Genomic DNA, 22,009 nt, shown 5'->3' with positions numbered 1-22,009 from the left:
CCAGTACAGGCAATAAAAATCCGCCGACCAGTTGCGGCACTCGAATGCCAACGGCGTTAGAATGGCCCTTTGTCTTCGCTCCTCGGAACCCCGCCCCTTGCTCACCGAACCCCGTCGCCGCGCCTACCTTTCCGCCATGCAAGTGGTGCACTGGCTGCCGCGCGCCGAACTGCCGTTCGCCGCACCGTCGCGGCCCGAGCTGCTGCTGCCGGTGGCGCCGGTCGAGGACCTCGATTTCGACGTCAGGCCGGCACCGGCTGCCAACGAGGCGCCAGTCACCTCCCAGGCCCGCTCCGGCGAGCGACCGAAAATCGAGATTCCGCGCCCGGGCAGTGTGCCCAAGCCGGCCGCCAAGCCCGCCGAGGCCGAGGAGCAGGCCGCGCCACCGCGCCCGGCCCCGGTGCCACCCCCGCGCTTCTCGCTGCAGTTGCTGCGAGCCGGCAGCTGCCTGCTGCTGGTGGAGTTGGCCACCGGCCAGCCGTTCCAGAGCCGCGACCCGTCCTACCTGCTGCTCAAGGACATGCTGCGCGCCGCCGGCCTGCCCGACGCCCCGCAGATCATCGGCGAGCCGGTGCGCTGGCCGCTGCTGGTGCGCGGCAATATGGACCAGGGCCCGGAGGCGGCGCGCGATTTCGTCCAGGGCTTTGTCCAGGCGCGCCTGGAAGACGCCCCGTGCACCTGCCTGTGGCTGGTCGGCCTGCCGGCGCTGCGCTTTGCCGCCAATGTCGACGGCGAAGCCTATTACCAAACCCTGAAGCTCGAGGGCCTGGGCGAAGCCTGGGCCTTGCCGGGCCTTGAACTGTTGATGGACGAGCCGCAGCGCAAGGCGGACGTCTGGAAAGCCATGCGCCAGCTGATGGCGCGCTGGAAGAGCGTTGAATGAGTGACTCGATCAGCTTCCGCCCGATGACCGAGGCGGATCTGGATGCCGTACTTAAGATCGAATATGCCGCGTTCAGTCATCCCTGGACCCGCGGGATCTTTCAGGATGCGCTCAAGTCGTACGAAGTCTGGCTGATGTTCGACGGCCAGCAGCAGGTGGGCCATGGCGTGATCAACGTGATCATCGACGAGGCGCACCTGCTCAACATTACCGTCAAGCCGGAAAACCAGGGCTGCGGCCTGGGCCTGCGCCTGCTCGAGCACCTGATGGCCCGGGCCTACCAGCTCAATGGCAGGGAGTGCTTCCTGGAAGTGCGCGCCAGCAACCAGTCGGCCTATCGTTTGTACGAGCGCTACGGTTTCAACGAAATCGGCCGCCGCCGCGACTATTACCCGGTTGCCGGTGGCCGTGAAGACGCCCTGGTGATGGCCTGCACCCTGCTCGAGGACTGACCTTGCAGGGGCTTGCGCTGTCACGCAGGCAAACCCTGATGAGGCAACGACCATGCACGACTTGCAGGAACTGATCGACAACAACGCCCGCTGGGCTGACGCGATCAACCAGCGCGACCCCGACTTCTTCGCCAAGCTGGCCCGCCAGCAGACTCCGGAATTCCTCTGGATCGGCTGCTCCGACGCCCGCGTGCCGGCCAACGAAATCGTCGGCATGCTACCGGGTGATCTGTTCGTCCACCGCAACGTTGCCAACGTGGTGCTGCACACTGACCTCAACTGCCTGTCGGTGATCCAGTACGCGGTGGAAGTACTGAAAGTGCGGCACATCCTGGTCACCGGCCACTACGGTTGCGGTGGCGTGCGCGCCGCCATGCAGGATCGCCAGCTGGGCCTGATCGACGGCTGGCTGCGCTCGATACGCGACCTGTATTACGAAAAGCGCGCCGAGCTGGCCAAGCTGGACAACGAAGAGGCCAGGGTCGACCGCCTGTGCGAACTGAACGTCATCCAGCAGGTGGCCAACGTGGCTCACACCAGCATCGTGCAAAACGCCTGGCACCGTGGTCAGGAGCTGTCGGTGCATGGCTGCATCTATGGCATCAAGGATGGCCGGTGGAAGAGCCTGGACACCACCATCAGCGGCTTCGCCCAGCTGCCGTCGCAGTATCGGTTGCGGGCGTTGGAGTAGTAACGTTTGCCAGTTTGACGCGGCCCCTTGTAGGAGCGGCCTTGTGTCGCGAGCGGGCTGCGCAGCAGCCCCGGCAATATCAGCAGCGAAGCTGAAAATCTGGGGCCGCTTCGCAGCCCGTTCGCGACACAAGGCCGCTCCTACAAGGGGGCGTATAGCAGTCTCCATGCAGGGATGGTCAAGGAATGAAAAAACTGCTTCTGGCTGCAAGCCTCCTGATAACGGCCACTGCCCACGCCGACGAACGCGACCTGTGGATGTTCGCCCAGTGGGCTGGCGACCATCACACCCGTCCCTTCCGTGAAATGCTGGTGGATGCCCGCCTTTACGGCATAGTGCCTATCCATCAGCTGCTGCGTTCGGCTTCGGACTGGAAGCTGTGCCACGCGTCCCCCTTCGCCGTGCCGCCTGCCAGCAACTGGCCGGCAGTGCGTTCTACGCTCTCGCTGATCAAGGCGCTCGACGACCAGGGCATCCTGCGCCAGTTCGAGGTGGTTTCGGCCTATCGAGACCCACGCCTGAACGTCTGCGCCGGCGGGGCTGCCAACAGCGCCCATACCCGGGCCTTCGCCGTCGATATCTTGCTACCCGACTGGGCGGACCCCAACCCGCTGTGCCGTTTCTGGCAGCAGTATGGCCAGGCCTGGAACATGGGCCTGGGGCGCTATCCGTCCGGGCGGATTCATGTGGATACCGCGGGTTACCGCACCTGGGGTGGTGACGGCCGTGCAGGTTCGTCGTTCTGTATCAAGCCCAGATGAGCCAGGCAGCTCCTGCATTCGCCCATCACCCACGTGGCGAAGCGCTGGCGCTTGCCTTCGTCTTCCAGCGGCTGAGGGCTGAGCAGGTGGTAGGCCGAGCCGTCACGCACAAAGCCGAACGGCGCCTGCAACTGACCGCTGTCGAGTTCGTCGCGCACCATGAGGGCTGAGGCCATGGCCAGGCCCAGGCCGGCGCTGGCGGCCTGAATCGACAGGTAGAAGTGCTCGTAGTCGCTGCGCTCGGTATGCCGGGCCTGCTGGCCGCTCAGGCGCAGCCAGTCGGGCCAGGCGCCGGGGCGGGTGGCGCTGTGCAGCAGGCGTTGGCCTTCAAGTTGGATGGGGGCGGTGGGATGGCAGACCGGGCCGATCCATTCGTCGCAGATCTTCTGGTTGTACAGCTGCTTGTCCCAGTGGAAGTCATCGCGGCGAATTGCCAGGTCGACACCACTGCGGGCGAAGTCCAGTGGCCCGCCTGCGGCCACCAGGTGCAACTGCAGGTCGGGATGGGCGGCATGAAAGCGGGGCAGGCGCGGGATCAGCCAGCGCATGGCGATGGTCGGCTCGCACGACAACACCAGAACGTTGTCGCGGGCCTGTTGTTGCAAGCGCTGCACGGCGCCTTCGAGCTGCTCGAAAATCGCCTGGGTGGTGCCCTGCAAGGCACGGCCGGCAGGGGTGAGGAAAATGGCCCGGTTGCGGCGCTCGAACAACTCCACACCAAGGCTTTCTTCAAGCAGGCGCACCTGGCGGCTGACTGCGCCATGAGTGACGTGCAGGTGCTCGGCGGCGCGCACGAAGCTCTCGGTTTCGGCGGCGATGTCGAAGTAGCGGAAGGCATTGAGTGGCGGCAGTTTCATGGCATCCCTGTTTGCCTGTGCCGGCCTCTTCGCGGGTAAACCCGCTCCCACAGGGACTTCACCAAACCTGAGGGCGGCGCATCACCTGTGGGAGCGGGTTTACCCGCGAAGAGGCCAGCACAGGCTCTATGTATCTGTGAAGAAAACTATCAGATTTACCTCACTATAAATCGATTTTTCCTGGTCTATAAGCTCTCGATAATTACCTGGTCTGTGCATTTCCATCGTCTATCGAGAGCCACCAGCATGACCGAACTCATCGCCGTCGCCCTGTTCACCCTGCTTGCCGTCATCAGCCCCGGTGCCGACTTCGCCATGGTCACCCGCAGCAGTTATGCACAGGGCCGCAAGGCCGGGCTGGCTGCTGCCGTGGGCATTGCCCTGGGGGTGCAGGTGCACGTTCTGTACACGGTGCTGGGCATCGCGGTGATCATCAGCCAGAGCCCGGCTCTGTTCCTGGGCATGAAAGTGCTGGGCGCGGGTTACCTGGTCTACCTGGGTTACCAGTCGCTGACCAACACCCGGCGCATCAGCCTCGACGGGGTTGCCGCATCCGCCGCCAGCGTAACGCAGGCCCTGCGCACGGGCTTTCTGACCAACGCCCTCAACCCCAAGACCATGCTGTTCGTCATCAGTGCCTTCACCCAGGTGGTGCAGCCTGGCAGCTCGCTGGCGCTGGATTTTGCCTACGGCGCTTTCATGTCCGTTGCCCACTGGCTGTGGTTCAGTCTGGTGGCGGTGTTCTTCTCCAGCACGGCATTGCGCAAGGCGATGATCGAGCGGCAAAGGCTGGTGGACCGGGTAATCGGCCTGGCGCTGATCGGGTTGGGCCTGGCTGTGGCGGTGACCGGCATGCGTTGAGGTAGCGATTGCATGTGGGGGAGGGGCGGGCCTGTGGTATTTTTCGCAGGCAAAGAAAAAGGGCTTACCTTGCGGTAAGCCCTTCGTCTTGTTTGGTGGCTACACAGGGACTTGAACCCCGGACCCCAGCATTATGAATGCTATGCTCTAACCAACTGAGCTATGTAGCCGATGGCGCGCATTATTCTCTTGAACGGCCCCCCTGTCAACACTCATTTCAAAAAAAATTTGCACGCTTTCAAAAACTTAGCGGCCAGGCCCTGGTTCTGCCTTGCCCAACGGCATGTCGTCGGCTTTCTACTGCCCGTTGCGCCAGCCATCGGTGCCCTTGAGGTCGGCTTTCTGTAACGGGCCGATACGCCCGCCATCGAAGGTTACCCGCTCGCCCGCCGATACAAGGCGCTGTTCGCCACCCTGGATAACCATGGCCTTGCCACTGAACACCACCAGTTCGTCATGCCCGGCATGGCGGGCGACCTGCAGGCGGGTACCGAACACCTGGATGCGCGCATCGCCCACTGTCACCTCCATGGCCCGGCCGTCGAGCATCACTTCCAGGTATACCCGGCCCTGCACCAGCTGCAGCTGGCGCGTGCGGCCGCGCAGGTCGGCGTTCATCGCGCTGGCGCTGCCCAGGTGCAAGGTGGTGCCATCGGCCAGGCGGATGCTGCGGCGTTCACCTGCCTCGGTGTGCAATTCGCTGCCCAGGCGCTGCATCAGCGGCCAGTACAGGTAGGCTGCAGCGCCTAACCCCAGCAGGAATAGCAGCGCCAGCCATTTGCCCATGTGGCTGTGGCGCGTGTTGATCTGCCGAGGGCGGGGGCGGTCAGGCTGCAGCTGATTGGCGAGCATCTGGCTCATGGGTTCGATCTGCTCGCGATAGGGGCCGTTTCGCCCAACGATGACAGGGGTATGGGCCAAGGATGCTAATTATATTGATAACCATTTTCAAGTGCGTCACGACAGAGAGATAAAAAAGGTAGCTATGTATCTATTTGTTTCCCGATAATCGGATCCCAAACTGCTGACGGAGATTCAGGCACATGGCTATCAGTAGCGCCTCCACGGCGCCCACCAGTGCGGCGGCGAGCCAAGCCACGCCGCTGGTGATGCGCATCATCGGTTTCTGCGCCCTGGCGCACCTGATCAATGACCTGATCCAGTCGGTGCTGCCGGCGATCTACCCGATGCTCAAGGCCAACTACGACCTGAGCTTCGCCCAGATCGGCATGATTACCCTGACGTTCCAGATCACCGCCTCGCTGCTGCAGCCTTGGGTCGGCTTTTTCACCGATCGCCGACCGGCGCCGAACCTGCTGCCGCTGGGCACCCTGTGTACCCTGGTGGGTATAGTGATGCTGGCCTTCGTCGGCAGCTTCCCCATGATTCTGCTGGCCTCGGCGCTGGTGGGGATCGGTTCGTCGACCTTCCACCCGGAAACCTCGCGTATTGCGCGCCTGGCCTCGGGCGGGCGCTTCGGCCTGGCCCAGTCGACCTTCCAGGTCGGCGGCAACACCGGGTCTGCGCTGGGCCCACTGCTGGCGGCGGCCATTGTCATTCCGTTCGGTCAGAGCCACGTGGCCTGGTTCGGCCTGGCTGCGCTGTTCTTCCTCGGCGTCACCCTGATGCTGCGTAGCTGGTACAAGGAGCACCTCAACCAGGCCAAGGCGCGCAAGGCAGTGCAGGCGACCCACGGCATTTCCCGCGGGCGGGTGGTCGCGGCGCTGATCGTGCTGGGCCTGCTGGTGTTCTCCAAGTACTTCTACATGGCCAGCTTTACCAGCTACTTCACCTTCTACCTGATCGAGAAGTTCGATGTGTCGGTGGCCAGCTCGCAGCTGCACCTGTTCCTGTTCCTTGGTGCGGTGGCGGCAGGTACCTTCTTTGGCGGGCCGATCGGTGACCGCATCGGGCGCAAGGCGGTGATCTGGTTCTCGATCCTCGGCGTGGCGCCGTTCACCCTGGTACTGCCGTATGCCGACCTGTTCTGGACCACTGTGTTGAGCGTGGTGATCGGCTTTATCCTGGCTTCGGCGTTTTCCGCGATCGTGGTGTATGCGCAGGAGCTCGTGCCGGGCAGCGTGGGCATGATTGCCGGGATCTTCTTCGGGCTGATGTTCGGCTTTGGTGGCATCGGTGCAGCCTTGCTGGGGTATGTGGCGGACCTGCGTGGCATCGAGTACGTGTACGAGCTGTGTTCGTTCCTGCCGTTGTTCGGATTGCTGGCGGTGTTCTTGCCAAGTACCTGCAAGCGCTGAGGTTGCCGGGGCTGCTTTGCAGCCCATCGCGACACAAGGCCGCTCCTACAGGGGACTGCGTACTGTTGTAGGAGCGGCCTTGTGTCGTGAAAGGGCCTCGTAGAGGCCCCCAGGGCAATTGACGAGCCAACCTGCGGTGGCCTAGAGTCCGCTTTTTCCCAACCACCTGCGTAGTAGTCAAAGCGATGTGCCGTAACCAGTCCCTGCCAAACGCCCGCCAGCCTGCCTTCCAGGCCCTGCGTCGAGCGTGGCCGAGCGATACGGTGCTCAAGCGTCGCCGCAGCGTGCTGTTTGCCTTCACCTTCTCGCCACACCTCGCCTGAACTGATCTGCGCTTTCGCGTCGCTCGCCACCCTGGCGTGCGCGCCTGTGTCTGCACGTCTTTTCGGTTTGCAAGGAGTGGTACATGAACATGCGTTTGCTGGCGGGCCTGTTGTTCGCCGTTTCGGTCGTGGGTTTCAGTTTGGGGGCCAGCCTGCCGCTGGTGTCGTTGCGCCTGCATGAAGCCGGTGCGAGCACTCTGGAAATCGGCATCATCTCGGCCATCCCCGCTGCGGGCATGATGCTCTCGGCGTTCCTGGTCGACGCCTGCTGTCGCCACCTCACCCGGCGCACCATCTACCTGCTGTGCTTCAGCCTGTGCACGCTCAGCATTGGCTTGCTCGAGTCGGCGTTCGGCTCGCTGTGGCTGCTGGCGTTGTTGCGCCTGGGCCTGGGGCTGGGCATGGGTATCGCCATCATCCTCGGCGAGTCGTGGGTCAACGAACTGTGCCCGGAGCACAACCGCGGCAAGATCATGGCCCTGTACGCCACCAGCTTCACCGGCTTCCAGGTGCTCGGCCCGGCCATGCTGGCGGTGCTGGGCGCCGACAGCCCGTGGATCACCGGTGTGGTCACCGCCTGCTATGGCCTGGCGCTGCTGTGCATCGTGCTGACCGTGCCCAACGACCATGTGGAACATGAAGAGGGTGAAAAGAGCTTCGGCCTGGCCGGTTTCTTCCGTGTGGCGCCGGCGTTGTGCGTGGCGGTGCTGTTTTTCTCGTTCTTCGATGCCGTGGTGCTGTCGCTGCTGCCGGTGTATGCCACCAGCCATGGCTTTGCCGTGGGCGTGGCGGCGCTGATGGTGACCGTGGTGTTTGCCGGTGACATGTTGTTCCAGTTGCCGCTTGGCTGGTTGGCCGACCGGGTGGAGCGCACCGGGCTGCACCTGGTATGCGGGCTGCTGGCGATGGCGATCGGTATCGGCCTGCCCTGGCTGCTGAACCTGACCTGGCTGCTGTGGCCGCTGCTGGTGCTGCTGGGCGCCGTGGCAGGGGGTATCTATACCCTGGCGCTGGTGCTGATCGGGCAGCGCTTCAAGGGGCAGGACCTGGTTACCGCCAATGCCAGCGTGGGCTTGCTGTGGGGTGTGGGTAGCCTGGTCGGGCCGCTGGTCAGCGGTGCGGCGATGGATGTGGCGCCGCATGGTCTGCCCATCGCGCTGGCGCTGATGGCCGGGTTGTTCGTGTGCTTTGCCCGGCAGTCGTACCGGCGCGCGGGGCGGTTGCGGGCGGTGGCGGACTGAGGTCCTCCAGGGCTGCACGGTCCCTCGGCCCGGGGGCCGCTTTGCGGCCCTATCGCGACACAAGGCCGCTCCTACAGGAATGGTGCCAGCCGGTCAGGCAAATGCCTGTCAGAAACTCCCGCGCAAGGTCACCGACACATTGCGCGGCTCCCCCCAGTAGTACCCCGTCGCCGTGGTACCGATCTGCCGGTAGTACTTCTTGTCGAAGATGTTGTTGGCGTTCAGTTGCACTGAGTAGTTGTCGTTGATGCGATAACCGAGCATGCCGTTGTACACCGCATACCCCGCCTGGGTCGCCTTGGCCGTGCCGCTTTCGGAATAGATATCGCTCTGCGCCTGCACGCCGCCGCCAATGGTCCAGGCATCCAGCGTGCCTGGCAGGCGGTAGCTGGTGAACAGCCGCAGCATGTGCTCCGGGTCGGTGGTGCGGATCGCGTTGCCATTGGTGGCTGCCGAGTTCTTCAGGTACTCGGTGGTGTTGTAGGTGTAGCCACCGGTGACCTGCCAGCCCGGCAGCACTTCGCCGGAAATCTCCAGGTCGATGCCCTCGCTGCGGCTCTTGCCCGAGGCGATCTTGCAGCGGCCGGTGGTGCCGTTGCAGCCGATCTCCGTGGACATGTCATCCACCGGCGTACCCACCTGGTTGATACGGAAAAACGCCAGGCTGGTGTTCAACCGGCCATCGTAGAACTCGCCCTTGATGCCCGTTTCGTAGGCTTCGCCGATGATCGGGTCGAGCACCGAGTTGTTCTTGTCCACCACTGTCTGCGGGCTGAATATCTCGGTGTAGCTGGCGTACACGCTGAAGTTGTCATTCAGGTCGTAGATCAGCGCCGCGTACGGCACGATCTTCTCATCGACGCTGAACTTGCCGTTGGCTCCGGTGTTGTTTTCCTGCTCGTAGTCATACCAGTTGGCTCGCGCGCCGATGATCGCGGTCAGCGGTTCGGCCAGCGAAATGCGCCAGGTGGCGTGCGCGGCTTGCTGGGTGGTACGGGTGCGCACCGGGTGTGCGGTGATGTCGATGTCCGGCTCGGGCAGGCTGGTTTTCGGGTCCCAGTAGCGGATGTCGTACAGCCCGGAAATTACCCGGTTGGTGGCCGAAGCGTAGGAATCGTTGCGAATCCGTTCGACGCCGACCATCAGCTCGTGGGTGCGGCCAAACAGGTCGAACGGGCCGTTGAGGGTGGCGCTCAGGTTGTTCTGCAGGCTCTCGCCGCCGTCGCCTTCGGTAACCTGGTATTGCATCAGGTACGGGTTGCCGGTGGGGTTCAGGTTGGCCGGTGCGCGCTCCATGTAGGTTTGCTTGAAACCATGGTCGTCCAGCTCGAAGTGGGTACGCAGGGCCATCAGCTTCAGCGTCCAGTCGTTGTCGAAGCGGTGTTCCAGTTCGGCAAAAGTGTTCAGGTTGCTGCGGTCCCAGCGGTTCCAGTCGGCGCCCAGGTAGGTGCTGCGGCCGAAGGGCAGGGGGGCGCCGCTGGCATCGGCGGGCAGGTTGCCCCAGGCGCCGGTGGCGTCGAGCTTGGTCCACTCGACACCGGTGGTCAGCGTGGTGCTGTCGTCCAGGTCGAAGGCCAGCGAGCCGCCGAACGCTTCCTTGCGCTCCATGCGCGAGTCCTGGAACAGGTCGCGGTCGTCATGCACGGCGATCACCCGCCCGCGTACGTTGCCGGTTTCGGTCAGCGGGCCGGAGATATCGGCCACATAGCGCTGGGCATTCCATGAGCCCAGGGTCACGCTGCCCGTAGCCTGGAAGTCATGGGTCGGGCGCTTGCGCACCAGGTTCACCGTGCCCGACGGGTTGCCGGCGCCACGCAGCATGCCGGTGGCGCCGCGCAGCACTTCGGCGCGGTCGATGAACGCCGAGTCGGTCTGGATGAACGAACCGCCACCGCTGCTCTGCACCACGGTGGCGCCGTCATACTGGATGGCATCGATGGCAAAGCCACGCGAGTAGTACTGCACCCGCTCGCTGTCGGTGTAGTTGACCACCACGCCGGGTGTCTGCTCCAGCAGGTTGGTCAGGTTGGTGATGTTCTGGTCATCGATGCGCTGGCGGGTTATCACACTGACCGATTGCGGGGTATGGCGCAGGGTTTGCGGCATCTTGCCGATGGTCACTTCGCCGGTAGTGTAGGAGCCGGTGTGCTCGGTGGTTTCGCCCAGGCGGTCGCTGGAAATGCTGGTCGCACCTAGCTCAAGGGCGTTTCCCACATCCAGCGCCGGGATCAGCAGGAAGCTGGTTGCGCTTTCCTGCTGGACCTGCACGTTGCTGCCCTGCAACAGGATCGATAGTGCCCCTGCACTGTCATGCCGGCCCTGCACGCCGCGGGTGGTCTTGCCCTGCAGGCTGTTCGCGTCGAACGACAGGCTCAGGCCGCCCTGGCGGGCCAACTGGTCCAGCGCCGGGGCCAGCGGGCCGGCCGGGATGTTCCAGTCGGTCTGCTGGCTCTGGCTGGCCACTGCAGCCTGGGCCATGGCCGGGAAGGCACCACCAGCTGCCAGGCCAAGGCCGAACACGGCCGCGCGCACGGCACGGCGCAGCCTGTCGTTGCGAGGGGAACACGGGGCAATCATGAAGCGCTCCTGAAGGTTGTGAAGACCACTTTTCGGGTTTTGTTCCTTCAGGCCGGACGAGAATGAGATTCCACCTCATTTATTTTCGGAAATTTTTCAGGCCGCACCGATGCTCACCCAATAACGCGTGCGGTAGTCGACCCGTACCGGCAGGCTGCGGGTGAGCAGCTGCAGGATCTGCGCGGTGTCAGCCAGCTGGTAGGTACCGGACACCTTCAGGTCTGCCACTTCCGGGGCACAGCGCAGCAGGCCCGGGCGGTAACGCGCCAGCTCGGCGATGAACTCGCCCAGCGGCATCTGTTGCACGCTGAGCACGCCGTCGGTCCAGCCCCAGGGGTCGCCGTGCAGCGTCACCGCCTGGAAGCTGCCGCTGGCCCACACTTGCAAGGTTTCGCCTGGCAGCACCCGACGTGGCGAGGCCGAGGTGGGGAACAGCGTGACCTCGCCCCGGCGTACCGCCAGCAACAGGCCCTGGTCGTTCTCGCGCAGCAGCAGTTGGCCGTCGAGGGTGGCCAGTTGGCCAATGCGGGTGCCGATGCGGAACGGGCGGTTATCGTTGGGGTTGCTGTCCAGGCTCACCTCGCCACGCACCAGTTGCAGCCGGCGCTGCTCGGCGCTGTAACGCAGGTCGATGGCGCTGGCGGTATTGAGCTGGATGCGGCTGCCATCGCTGCCTTGCAGCTGGCGGCGTTCGCCGGTGGCAGTGCTGCTGTCGGCCAGCAGCTGGGGTATGCCCAACGGTTCGCGCGCGGCCCAGCCCAGGCTGCCGCCCACGGCCAGCACGGCCAGCAGCTTGAGGTGGTCGCGGCGGCTGATGCGCTGGCGCTGGCTGCTATCCAGAGTGCGGCGGCTCAGGCCCTTGGGCAGCCCGGCCAGTTCGTCACTGAGGTGGCTGACCCGCTGCCAGGCCAAGGGGTTGTGCGGATGGCTGGCCAGCCAGTGCTGGAACTGCTGCTCGATACGCGGGCAGGGGCTGTCGAAGCGCAACTTCACCAGCCAGTCGATGGCCTGGTCGACCTGCGCCTGCGCGGGCGCGTTGTCAGGCGTCGGCATAGCGCAACCGGTAGCAGACGCCCAGGGCCTTGGCCAGGTCCCGCTCGACGGTGGCCCGCGACACACCCAGGCGCAGGGCGATCTGCACGATGCTCAAACCATCGAGCTGAGCCAGCAGGAATGCCTGGTGGGCACGCGGTTTCAGCTGGTGCAGGGCACGGTCGAGGCGCGCCAGGGTATCCAGGATGACCAGTCGATCTTCTTCGCTGGGCACTTCGGCTTCGGGGAGGTGAGCCAGGCTTTCCTGGTAGGCCCTCTCCAGCGCGCGGCGGCGGAACTGGTCGATCATCAGGCCACGGGCGATGCTGCTGAGGTAGGCGCGTGGCTCCTTCAGCGGCGAAAGCTGGCGGGCCCGCAACAGCCGCACGAAGGTATCCTGGGCCAGGTCGGCGGCGTGCTCGCTGCAACCTACCCGGCTGCGCAGCCAGCCGCTGAGCCAACGGTGGTGGGCCTGGTAGAGCAGAGCGACCTCGGTCGGCTTGAGCGTGTCGTTGATCTGCATCTTGGCGAAGGCCCGGTCCTGTGGATATATGCGATTGTGAATAGTTCTCAATTCTATGCGGGGACGATGGCGCGGAGCAATGGCACGCCAGGAATTAGCCGCGCAAGAACCGGCGTTTGCCCGATGAACGGCTGCGCTAAGCTGGACCTGCAATCGACTTGATGGAGGTGCCATGATCCGGGCCGACCTTTCGCCTGACGCGTACCGCGAGGCCACCGAATACCTGGCGGCGCTCGACCCGGACTGGTCGCGGCATATCGCGGCGACCGGGCCTTGCCTGCACCAGGCTACTCCGGGGCGTGAGCCTTACGAAGTGCTGGTACGGGCGATTGCCTACCAGCAACTGCATGCCCGTGCTGCCGAGGCAATTCTTGGGCGCTTGCTGGCGTTGTTCCCGGAGGCTGCGTTCCCAGGGCCGGAGCAGTTGTTGGCGGTTACACCAGAAACCATGCGCGCCTGTGGTTTTTCCGCGAGCAAGATGGCGACGATCCAGGGTATTGCCCAGGGCCGGCTGGATGGCCTGGTGCCGAGCCGGGACGAGGCACTGGCCATGGCTGACGACGCGTTGATCGAACGGCTGGTGGCATTGCGCGGGGTAGGGCGGTGGACGGTGGAGATGTTGCTGATCTACAGCCTGGCGCGTTCGGACGTTCTGCCGGTCGACGATTTTGGCGTGCGCGAGGGGTATCGGCGGCTGAAGGGGCTGGACAAGGCGCCGACGCCGGCGCAAATGCGTTCGCTGGGTGGCGGCTGGCGGCCATACCGTACCGTGGCGGCCTGGTATCTGTGGCGGGCCTGAGGTCTTGCACCGCCTGCGCCGGCCCTTTCGCGGGTAAACCCGCTCCCACAGGCACTTCCACAGCCTTGAAGGTCTATGCAGTACCTGAAGTTGTAGGTAAACCGGCCTCAAAGGCATGGCACAACATCCGAAACCGACACGGTACCTGTGGGAGCGGGCATGCCCGCGAAGAGGCTGGCACAGGCAACAACCTATCTGGACATTTACCAATGAACCCCTACACCACCCCCGACCAACGCTGGCAAGCCGTAGAATCCCGCGACACTACCGCCACCGGCCATTTCGTCTACGCCGTGCGCACCACCGGCATCTACTGCCACCCCGGCTGCAAATCGCGCCTGGCCAAGCGAACCAACGTCGAGTTCTACGACACCCCAGCCGCCGCCGAAGCCGCCGGCTACCGCGCCTGCAAACGTTGCACCGCCACCACCAGCGCCAGCGCCACCCGCCACAGCCAGCTGGTCACCCGCGCCTGCCGGCTGATCGAAGCCAGCGACCCCGCGCCCAGCCTCGATCAACTCAGCGCCCAACTGGCCGTCAGCCCTTTCCACCTGCATCGCCTGTTCAAAGCCGAAACCGGCCTCACCCCCAAGGCCTACGCCACCGCTTTCCGTGCCCGGCGCCTGCGCGCGCACCTGGAAGATGGCCAGCGCTCTGTCACCGATGCCATCTATGACGCCGGCTACAACTCCAACAGCCGTTTCTACGAAAGCGCCGACCAACGCCTGGGCATGCGCCCGCGGCAATACCGCGCCGGCGGCGCCGGGGCAACCATCCACTTCGCCCTCGGCCAGTGCTCTCTGGGCGCGATCCTGGTGGCCCAGAGCGAGAAGGGCATTTGCGCGATCCTGCTGGGCGACGACCCCGAGGCCCTGCTGCGCGACCTGCAGGACCAGTTCCCCAGGGCCCACCTGGTTGGTGGCGACAGTGCCTACGAACGGTTGGTCGCCGAGGTGGTGGGCTTCGTCGAAGCCCCGGCGCTGGGCCTGGCCTTGCCCCTGGATGTGCAAGGCACTGCGTTCCAGGAGCGGGTGTGGCAGGCCCTGCGCGAGGTGCCGGCCGGCAGCCGGGTCAGCTACACCGACATCGCCGAGCGCATCGGCGCGCCCAAGGCGGTGCGTGCGGTGGCCATGGCCTGCGCGGCCAACCACATCGCTGTGGCCATCCCTTGTCATCGGGTGGTGCGCCGCGACGGCGACATCAGCGGCTACCGCTGGGGTGTCGAGCGCAAACAGCAACTGCTCAAACGAGAAACGGCACTCTCCTGATTGCCTGAAGCCGCGTAGAATCCCCCGCCAAATCGAATTGTAAAGAGGAATATTCGATGAGGCGTGTCAGCCTTGCCCGTTTTTGCCCAGGCCTGATGGTTTTCATGGCCTTGATGCTGGCCATTGCCAGCCCGGCCTGGTCGGCCCCGGCCACGCCGCTGTCCAATCTGGCGGTTGCCGAAGCGAACGTGCTGGATGAAAACGCCAGCATCGAGCAGTTGAGCGATCGACTGGACCAGATCCGCCAGGGTGTCACCAGCGAGGCCAATGACGATCTGCTGTCGCAACTGCGCCTGGGCGCCATGCAGGTCCAGCGCCAGGCCGATGCGTTAAGTGCCCTGCGCACCACGGATGTGGAGAAAGTCGACGACAAGCTCAAGGTCATCGGCCCGGTCCAGCCGGACGAGGCCGCCACCCTGACCCAGCAGCGCAAGGAGCTGGAGGCCGAGAAGAAGGCCTTGGTAGCCCAACGGGACCAGGCGACCAAGCTGACCCAGTCGGCCCGCGACCTGTCCACGCAAATCGTCAACCTGCGCCGCAGCCAGTTCAACTCGCAGATCACCAGCCGCGCGGCCTCACCGCTGAGCCCGGCGTTCTGGCAGAGCATCATTCGCCCCACCCAGGACGACGTGGCACGCCTGCGTGACCTGCGTGGCGAGACGGCCGATGCCATCGGCAGTGCCTTCAGCGCCGAAAATCGCTGGCTGTTCATTACCAGCCTGGTGGCGGCAATCCTGGTCTGGACCTTGGTGCGCCGCGTGCTCGAGCGCCTGCTGGCCGACGCCATGGTCAGCTGGCTACCCGAAGGCCGCCTGCGCCGCAGTGCGTTGGCGCTGGGCGTGAGCCTGGCAACCCTGGGTACCATCGCCGGTTCGGTCTCGCTGCTGCGATGGGGGCTGGAGAGCAGCGCCGAGCTGGGCGCCGATATCGCCAGCCTGGCCAACCATGTACTTGCCCTGGTGGTGTTCAGCGCCTTCATCACCGGCCTGGGCCGCGCCATGCTGATGCTGCAACGCCCGTCCTGGCGCCTGCCGCCGATTCACGACGAAGTCGCCAGCGCCCTGGGCTGGTTCCCCAAGGTGCTGGCGTTGGCGCTGATGGTCATGATGACCATGGAACGCATCAACAGCGTGATCGGTGCCAGCCTGGCGCTGACCGTGGCGGTCAACGGCCTGACCGCGCTGGTAGTGGCGGTCACCTTCGCCGGTGCGCTGCTGCGTTACCGCCGCACCCTGCGCAAGCATGACCTGGAGCGCCCCACGGGCCTGGCCGGGCTGATCCCGTTCGTGATGGTGATCTGGCTGACGCTGATCCTGCTGGCCCTGCTCGCCGGTTACCTGACACTCGCCTACTTCCTCACCGCCAAGCTGCTGTGGGTCAGCCTGGTGATCACCTGTGCCTACCTGCTGACCACGTTCTTTGGCGACCTCTGCGAAACCCTGCTGTCGCCCCGCCAACCCGGCGGCCTGGCGCTGGCCTCGACCCTGGGCCTGGCGCCGCGTCACCAGGCCCAGGCCAGCACTATCCTGGCCGGCATCGGCCGCACCGTGGTGCTGTTCCTGGCGTTGTTGCTGGCACTGATGCCATCGGGCACCAGCCCCAGCGAGCTGCTACTGAGCCTGGGTGATTGGGACGAGACCGGCGGCAAGCTGCTGGGCAACATGAACATTGTCCCCCAGGACATCCTGTTGGCGGTGGTGATGTTCCTCGGCGGCCTGTTCGCCATCCGCGTGGTCAAGCGCTGGCTGAGCGATCGCCTGCTGCCGGAAACCGACATGGACGCCGGCATGCGTGCCTCGCTGGTGACCCTGGTGGGTTACCTGGGCTTCATCTTCCTGGCCATGCTGGTGATGTCGACCCTGCGCATCAACCTCACCAGCCTGACCTGGGTGGTCAGTGCCCTGTCGGTGGGTATCGGTTTCGGCTTGCAGCAGATCGTGCAGAACTTCATTTCCGGCCTGATCCTGCTGACCGAGCGCCCGGTCAAGGTGGGCGACTGGGTCAGCCTGGCGGGCGTCGAGGGCGACATTCGCCGTATCAACGTGCGCGCCACCGAGATCCAGATGTCCGACCGCTCGACGGTTATCGTGCCCAACTCGCAGTTCATCTCGCAGAACGTGCGCAACGTGACCATGGGCAATGCCCTTGGCGTGGTCGGCATTACCCTGACCATGCCGCTGGAGACCGATGCCAACCGCGTGCGTGAACTGCTGCTGGCGGCTTACCAGGAGCACGAGGCGATTCTGGATGCGCCGGCCACCTCGGTCACCTTCAAGGACCTGACCAGCAGCGGCATGGTGATAGGTGTGAGTGGTTACGTGGCGGGGCCGCGGCAGGTGTCCGGTACGCGCAGTGACCTGTTGTTCACCATTCTTGGGCGCCTGCGTGATGAAGGTATTGCCCTGTCGTCGCCGCAGAGCATGGTGTTGGTGCAAGAGAATGCACGGCCGGCTGACGAGCCGGTGTGAGCATCGGGGGCTGCGTTGCAGCCCATCGCGACACAAGGCCGCTCCTACAGGAAATGTGCAGTCCCTGTAGGAGCGGCCTTGTGTCGCGATAGGGGCGCAAGGCGCCCCCAACCCTCAATGCTGCTTGGCCTGCCTGATCCTCAGCAAAATCACCAGCAACACCAACAGCACAGGCGGCGCCATGGCCAACAGCCCATCCCGCGCCGTCAGCCCCAACCCCAGTACATTCAGCCCGCCATACAGCAGCTTGAACAGGTTCAGCAGGTAGTAGGTGATGGCGATGATCGACAGTCCCTCCACCGCCCGCTGGATCTTCACCTGGGCATCGGCCCGGGCATTGAGGCTGCGCAAGATCTCAGCGTTCTGTTCTTCCATCTCCACCTGTACCCGTGCCTGCAACAGGTCGCCCAGGTTGGCCACATTCTTCGCCAACTGCTCCAGGCGCTGCTCGGTGGCCGCGCAGTAGCGCACGGTCGGTTTGAACCGTCGTTCGATGAACACCCCCAGGCGCTGGCAGTCGCCCACATGGCTTTCCCGCAGCTCGCCCAGGCGCTCGAACACCAGTTGCGCATAGGCTTGCGTGGCGCCGAAGCGGTGGCGGGTCTTTACCGTGCGGCTGACCACCTGGCGTGACAGGTGGGCAATGGCCTCCAACAACCCTTTGGAATCATGGTCATCGACCCCGGCACTGCGCTCCGAGAGGCTGACCAGGGTCTTGTCGAAGGCATCCAGTTCCTGGCTCAGGTCCTTGGCCGTGGTCAGCGTCAGCGAGGCCATCATGCGGTAGGTCTCGATCTCCAGCAGACGGCGGATCATGCGGCCCTGGCGGTAGGCATTGAGGCGACGGTTGATGAACAGGAAGCGGTTGGTGCCGTCCTCGGTCAGGCGAAAATCGCTCCACACCACCGCATCGCCACCGCCGACGCAGGAGCCGCACGGGTCCTTGAAACCGTAGTGGGGCAGGTCCAGTTCCTGTTCGTCACGGACCAGCACCTGCACCGCGTTGATCACCTGCGCCGCTTGCGGGGCGATAGCCTCGGCCAGCACCGGCGGCAGCGTTTGCCACTCGGTGTCGGCGGCAGTGCAGGGCACCACCAGGGTCAGGGTGAAGAACTCGGTGTGCCGTTCCCACTTGAACGGATGGCCATCCAGGCGGGTGATGCCTTGGGCGGCAGCAGTGTCCAGGGCATCCGGGCAGCAGCGTTGCAGCAGTGCCGCACAGGCAGCATCGCCGCCGAGCAAGGCCAGGTGGAAGACATGCGCCGGGCCGTCGAAATACAGCGACGGGCGGGCGTGCAGTTCGTTGTGCAAGGCGGTGCGTTGAGGGTGCATGGGTGGTCCGGCCTGGTGTTGTGATTGTGGGGGTACCAGGAAGTGGGACTTTGCGGGGGGAGGGGAAAGTCACGCGGGTGCAGAGTTTTGTGTCGCTTGTGCCAGCTCTTCGCGGGCTTGCCCGCGAAGAGCCGCAAAGTGGCCCCGGTATCCCGCCTTACTACCCAATCCAATATCGGATGGGGTGATCATTCGTAATATCTGAATTCGTTGCTGTCACGGACCAGCAGCTGCATCAGCTTTGGATGAATGAACAGCTTTTCTCTGCCTACTTGCATCTCCTGCAAGACGCCTATTCCCGCCAGATCTTGTAGATAGCGTGATGCGGCCTGTCGCTGAGCGATCTGCTTTTCAACGATGTTGCCAATACGGCAATAGGGCTGTTCAAAAATGACATCGACCAGCTCGCGCGAGTAGATTTTAGGCAATCGCTCGCGTACATATTGAGTGGTGTGCTCGGCAAGGCTGCGGATAGCGGTGATCTTGGCGCTTGTCCATCTAGCGGTTTGCTCGACCGCACTCAACATGTACAACAACCAAGGCTCCCAGGCTTGTTCTCGCGTAACATCAAGTAGCAGTCGATAATAGTCGTTGCGATTGGCGATGATAAAACGGCTCAGGTAAAGGATGGGCAGGTTCAACAGACCTTGCTCAATGAGAAACAGAATATTGAGCACGCGACCGGTACGACCGTTGCCGTCGGAGAATGGGTGAATAGCTTCGAACTGATAGTGCCCCACGGCCATGCGCACCAGAGGGTCCAGCTCGGTTTCGTTGTGCAGGAAACGCTCCCAATTTGCGAGCAAGTCGCGTAGATGGCTTTCACCTTCTGGCGGCGTATAGATGACTTCGCCCGTGCGGTCATTGGCGAGCTGTGTGCCTGGAACACGGCGTACGTCCATGTTCACGCCTTTCAGCGTACGACAGATCTCGACTGCTGTCCCAGTGGACAGGGGGCGTTCGGAAAGTGACTGGAAACCACGATACAGAGCGGTTCGGTAGCGCAGCGCTTCCTTGGTGGCGGGGTCTGCATGTCCGTCACTATCTTGTGCGTGTTGAAACAACATGTCAGTCGTTGTGACGATACTTTCGATTTCCGAGCTGTCTTTGGCCTCCAGTAACGGTAGGGTGTTGATCAACATCGTCTGGTTCGGGATCAGTTCAGCGGCCTGTTTCAGCTCCCCCAAGGCTGTACGTGCTTCGATGCAGCGTTTGAGCACTGCCCGTGTTTCCAGTTCAGCGGCTGGTGGCAAGGCAGGAAGCTGATTGAACGGTTTGCCGGCCTGCCAGGGTAGGTGGGAAGCAGTCATACACGAGCGCCTGATCGGAAATGAATGTGTCGCTATTTTGTGATTTCAGCGACACGTTTTGTCAATGTGTCGCTGCCAGCGACATGTTTACCAAACGTGTTCTCGAAATGGTATTTTTGCGACATATCCTGTGAAGCCTGTACCGGCCTCTTCGCGGGCAAGCCCGCTCCCACAGGTACGGTGCTGCCCTTCAGGCCTGCGCTATCCCTGTGGGAGCGGGTTTACCCGCGAAGAGGCCGGTGAGCCCGGCATCAATTCCAGGCCTTACTCGCGGTTCAACAGCAACTGGTTGAGCGCCCGGGTCATTTGCACGTTATGCACGGTATTGACCAACAACCCGATGCCCGGTTCGCCAGCGTTGGCGCAGATGTATTCGTCGAGGGTGTCCTCGATGCCAAGCAGCAACTGCGAGACGTATCGCAGTGCCTCGGGTGAGGGCAAGTCGTTGTTGATGGTGTAGAACGGGCGGGAGCCAGGTTTTACAGGTGGATCGGGCACAAGTTTATTCATTGCGTTTCCCTAGGTCGGTCAGGAGCTACCACCCCATTCCCTCTCACAGGATCGGGTGGCAGCCGTACGCGGGGTGAGAGACCGGAGACCTAGGAACCCGGCCAGGACCAAGCCTGCCCGCGCACAGCTACCGTTGAGGTTGCAACCAGATCAGCACGGGCTCTCACACCCGGTCGCCATTTGTGACGACCCAGGGAAATTAGCCCTGATGCACCTGTTCAACAACAGAGAAACGGCTGCGGCGCGGGTAGGATAATTCCCAAGCTACTTCCAGCTGAAGCATTTGGTTTCAGGTTGGGAAAAGTCTTACATCTGAGGGGGGCAAGGCGAGGGCTTCGCCCTCGATCGCCGGCAAGCCAGCTCCCACAGGGATGGCACATGGCTTGCCGGCGAAAGGGCCGCAAAGCGGCCCCGGAAATCTCAACCCAGACAACGCGTCACATGCTTGACCGATTGGTAGGCCGACAACCCCCAAGGCCCCAGCTCACGCCCGATTCCGCTACCCTTGGTGCCACCCCACGAGGTCTCGACGAACACCGCCTGCACCGAGTTGATCCACACATGGCCAACCTCCAGCGCATCGGCCACCCGCTCGGCGCGCTCCAGGTCGGCGGAGCACACCGTAGCCACCAGCCCGAAGCGGCTATCGTTGGCCTCGGCAATCGCCTGTTCCTCGGTCGCAAAGCGACGCGCGCACAGCACAGGGCCAAAGATTTCCTCGGTCCACAGGCGGCTGTCTTTCGGCACATCGGCATACAGCGTCGGGCTGACGAACCAGCCATCACGGTCCAGCGCCTTGCCACCGGCCAGGCACTGCAGGCCTTCTTCCCGCGCCGTGGCAAAGTAGCCGGCCACCTTCAGCCACTGCGCCTGGCTGGTCAGCGGCCCCATGTCGACCTCTTCGGTCAATGGATTACCGACCCGTAGCTGTTCCAGTGCGGCCTGCAAACGCGGCAGCAATGCATCGGCAATGCCGTCCTGCACCAGCAGCCGCGAAGTGGCCGAGCACATCTGCCCGGCGTTCCAGGTAATGCCGGCGACGATCCACTCCACCGCCTGGCCCACGTCGCAATCATCGAACACCACGATCGCCGACTTGCCGCCCAGCTCCAGCGTCACCGGCCGGCACTGCGCCGAAGCGCTGCGCATTACCTGGCTACCGACACTGTTGCTGCCGGTGAACGACAGCTTGTCCAGGCCATTGTGGTTGCTCAGCGCAGCACCGGTCTCGGCCTTGCCGTTGACGATGTTCAGCACCCCGGGCGGCAGCCCCAGGGCATCGGCGATCTGGCCGTAGGCCTGTTCGATCAGCGGGGTGACTTCCGATGGCTTGAGCACCACGGTGCAACCGGCGGCCAGGGCCGGGGCGAGCTTCCAGGCGCTGGTCACCAGCGGGAAATTCCACGGCACGATCAGGCCGACCACGCCCACCGGTTCCAGGCGGGTGCGAGCGCTGAAACCCGGTGCAGCCAACGGCACATCGCGGTTCTTCGATGGCAGTTGCTCGGCCAGTTCGGCGTAGTAGCCGAAGGTGGCGATGGCATCGTCCAGGTCGATTTCCGCCTCGTGACGTGGCTTGCCGTTGTTGCGCATCTGCAAGGCGATCAACGCTTCACGGCGCTGCCCGAGCTGTTCGGCAAAGCCGCGCAGGTAGGCGGCGCGTTCGCTGGCGCTGGTGTTTTTCCAGGCGGGCAGGGCGCCACGGGCAGCGGTCACGGCCTGGTCTACTTGGGCGACGCTGGCGGCCATCAGTTCGGCAAACGGTTGCCCAAGGGCCGGGTCATTGACGCTGATGCAGTCGCTGCCCTGGCCTTCGACCCAGCGGCCGGCAATGTAGTGGGAAGTGGTCATGGTCGGTTTCCA

The 22,009-nt window shown here is 64.0% G+C and carries 18 protein-coding genes, 1 tRNA gene and 1 pseudogene; 10 read left to right on the top strand and 10 right to left on the bottom strand.

The features are described 5' to 3' along the window. The first annotated feature begins 97 nt into the window (after positions 1-97). The 4 genes from CAG00_RS19345 to CAG00_RS19330 all read left to right on the top strand — a co-directional run bounded on the left by CAG00_RS19345 (position 98) and on the right by CAG00_RS19330 (position 2,787). Complete coding sequence (locus CAG00_RS19345; RefSeq protein ID WP_085665090.1) at positions 98-883, top strand: energy transducer TonB; 786 nt, start codon at positions 98-100, stop codon at positions 881-883. Then, positions 880-1,335 carry a ribosomal protein S18-alanine N-acetyltransferase gene (gene rimI, locus CAG00_RS19340; RefSeq protein ID WP_025337640.1) on the top strand — a complete coding sequence of 152 codons (456 nt, stop codon included), beginning with the start codon at positions 880-882 and terminating at the stop codon, positions 1,333-1,335. Before CAG00_RS19345 ends, rimI begins: the two co-directional genes overlap by 4 nt. 52 nt (positions 1,336-1,387) lie before the next feature. After that, positions 1,388-2,026 (top strand): carbonate dehydratase, encoded by a 639-nt coding sequence (gene can / locus CAG00_RS19335; RefSeq protein WP_085665089.1) that lies wholly within the window; start codon positions 1,388-1,390, stop codon positions 2,024-2,026. A gap of 185 nt (positions 2,027-2,211) precedes the next feature. Beyond that, a complete protein-coding gene (locus tag CAG00_RS19330) occupies positions 2,212-2,787 on the top strand; it encodes a D-Ala-D-Ala carboxypeptidase family metallohydrolase (protein ID WP_085592580.1) in 576 nt (191 codons plus the stop codon). Here CAG00_RS19330 and CAG00_RS19325 read toward each other — a convergent pair. Continuing rightward, a complete protein-coding gene (locus tag CAG00_RS19325; protein WP_085665088.1) occupies positions 2,727-3,644 on the bottom strand; it encodes a LysR substrate-binding domain-containing protein in 918 nt (305 codons plus the stop codon). The genes CAG00_RS19330 and CAG00_RS19325 overlap by 61 nt on opposite strands. 246 nt (positions 3,645-3,890) lie before the next feature. Between CAG00_RS19325 and CAG00_RS19320 the strand changes: the two genes are divergently transcribed. Continuing rightward, positions 3,891-4,505, top strand: coding sequence for a LysE family translocator (locus tag CAG00_RS19320; RefSeq protein WP_075043724.1), 615 nt, complete (start codon positions 3,891-3,893; stop codon positions 4,503-4,505). A gap of 93 nt (positions 4,506-4,598) precedes the next feature. Here CAG00_RS19320 and CAG00_RS19315 read toward each other — a convergent pair. Together CAG00_RS19315 and CAG00_RS19310 are read right to left on the bottom strand one after the other, a co-directional pair. Further along, positions 4,599-4,675: transfer RNA gene (locus CAG00_RS19315), tRNA-Met, on the bottom strand. A gap of 130 nt (positions 4,676-4,805) precedes the next feature. Continuing rightward, positions 4,806-5,366 (bottom strand): annotated as a pseudogene (locus CAG00_RS19310) (FecR family protein); the annotation flags it as partial. A gap of 182 nt (positions 5,367-5,548) precedes the next feature. Here CAG00_RS19310 and CAG00_RS19305 point away from each other — a divergent pair. Together CAG00_RS19305 and CAG00_RS19300 are read left to right on the top strand one after the other, a co-directional pair. Next, on the top strand, positions 5,549-6,763 hold the full coding sequence (locus CAG00_RS19305) for an MFS transporter (protein ID WP_085665086.1): 1,215 nt from the start codon (positions 5,549-5,551) through the stop codon (positions 6,761-6,763). A 406-nt stretch (positions 6,764-7,169) separates the two neighbouring features. Continuing rightward, positions 7,170-8,327, top strand: coding sequence for an MFS transporter (locus CAG00_RS19300; protein WP_025337647.1), 1,158 nt, complete (start codon positions 7,170-7,172; stop codon positions 8,325-8,327). Positions 8,328-8,435: 108 nt separating this feature from the next. Here the strand turns inward: CAG00_RS19300 and CAG00_RS19295 are convergent, their stop codons facing one another. The 3 genes from CAG00_RS19295 to CAG00_RS19285 all read right to left on the bottom strand — a co-directional run bounded on the left by CAG00_RS19295 (position 8,436) and on the right by CAG00_RS19285 (position 12,459). Next, positions 8,436-10,904, bottom strand: coding sequence for a TonB-dependent receptor (locus CAG00_RS19295; RefSeq protein ID WP_085665085.1), 2,469 nt, complete (start codon positions 10,902-10,904; stop codon positions 8,436-8,438). A 96-nt stretch (positions 10,905-11,000) separates the two neighbouring features. Next, the gene (locus tag CAG00_RS19290) at positions 11,001-11,957 is read right to left on the bottom strand and encodes a FecR domain-containing protein (protein ID WP_085665084.1); all 957 of its coding nucleotides are present in this window, start codon (positions 11,955-11,957) and stop codon (positions 11,001-11,003) included. After that, positions 11,944-12,459 (bottom strand): sigma-70 family RNA polymerase sigma factor, encoded by a 516-nt coding sequence (locus tag CAG00_RS19285; RefSeq protein WP_085665083.1) that lies wholly within the window; start codon positions 12,457-12,459, stop codon positions 11,944-11,946. Before CAG00_RS19285 ends, CAG00_RS19290 begins: the two co-directional genes overlap by 14 nt. A gap of 172 nt (positions 12,460-12,631) precedes the next feature. Here CAG00_RS19285 and CAG00_RS19280 point away from each other — a divergent pair, with 172 nt between their 5' ends. The 3 genes from CAG00_RS19280 (at position 12,632) to CAG00_RS19270 (ending at position 16,994) form a co-directional block, all read left to right on the top strand. Further along, positions 12,632-13,258: a DNA-3-methyladenine glycosylase gene (locus tag CAG00_RS19280; protein ID WP_085665082.1), complete on the top strand. Its 627-nt coding sequence runs from the start codon at positions 12,632-12,634 to the stop codon at positions 13,256-13,258. Positions 13,259-13,467: 209 nt separating this feature from the next. Beyond that, positions 13,468-14,526, top strand: coding sequence for a bifunctional DNA-binding transcriptional regulator/O6-methylguanine-DNA methyltransferase Ada (gene ada, locus CAG00_RS19275; RefSeq protein WP_085665081.1), 1,059 nt, complete (start codon positions 13,468-13,470; stop codon positions 14,524-14,526). A 56-nt stretch (positions 14,527-14,582) separates the two neighbouring features. Continuing rightward, complete coding sequence (locus CAG00_RS19270) at positions 14,583-16,994, top strand: DUF3772 domain-containing protein (RefSeq protein WP_085665080.1); 2,412 nt, start codon at positions 14,583-14,585, stop codon at positions 16,992-16,994. A 114-nt stretch (positions 16,995-17,108) separates the two neighbouring features. Here the strand turns inward: CAG00_RS19270 and CAG00_RS19265 are convergent, their stop codons facing one another. The 4 genes from CAG00_RS19265 to CAG00_RS19250 all read right to left on the bottom strand — a co-directional run bounded on the left by CAG00_RS19265 (position 17,109) and on the right by CAG00_RS19250 (position 21,997). Next, positions 17,109-18,326 carry a DUF3422 domain-containing protein gene (locus tag CAG00_RS19265; RefSeq protein WP_085665079.1) on the bottom strand — a complete coding sequence of 406 codons (1,218 nt, stop codon included), beginning with the start codon at positions 18,324-18,326 and terminating at the stop codon, positions 17,109-17,111. 188 nt (positions 18,327-18,514) lie between these two features. Beyond that, entirely contained in the window at positions 18,515-19,636 is a 1,122-nt protein-coding gene (fic, locus tag CAG00_RS19260) for a protein adenylyltransferase Fic (RefSeq protein WP_085665078.1), read from the bottom strand. A 264-nt stretch (positions 19,637-19,900) separates the two neighbouring features. After that, positions 19,901-20,146, bottom strand: coding sequence for a hypothetical protein (locus tag CAG00_RS19255; protein WP_024086246.1), 246 nt, complete (start codon positions 20,144-20,146; stop codon positions 19,901-19,903). Between the two features lie 420 nt (positions 20,147-20,566). After that, positions 20,567-21,997 carry an aldehyde dehydrogenase family protein gene (locus tag CAG00_RS19250; RefSeq protein ID WP_085665077.1) on the bottom strand — a complete coding sequence of 477 codons (1,431 nt, stop codon included), beginning with the start codon at positions 21,995-21,997 and terminating at the stop codon, positions 20,567-20,569. Positions 21,998-22,009 lie beyond the last annotated feature (12 nt).

Source organism: Pseudomonas sp. B5(2017) (assembly GCF_002112825.1).
GTDB lineage: Bacteria > Pseudomonadota > Gammaproteobacteria > Pseudomonadales > Pseudomonadaceae > Aquipseudomonas > Aquipseudomonas putida_Z.
This window is presented reverse-complemented; position numbering and strand designations above follow the sequence as displayed.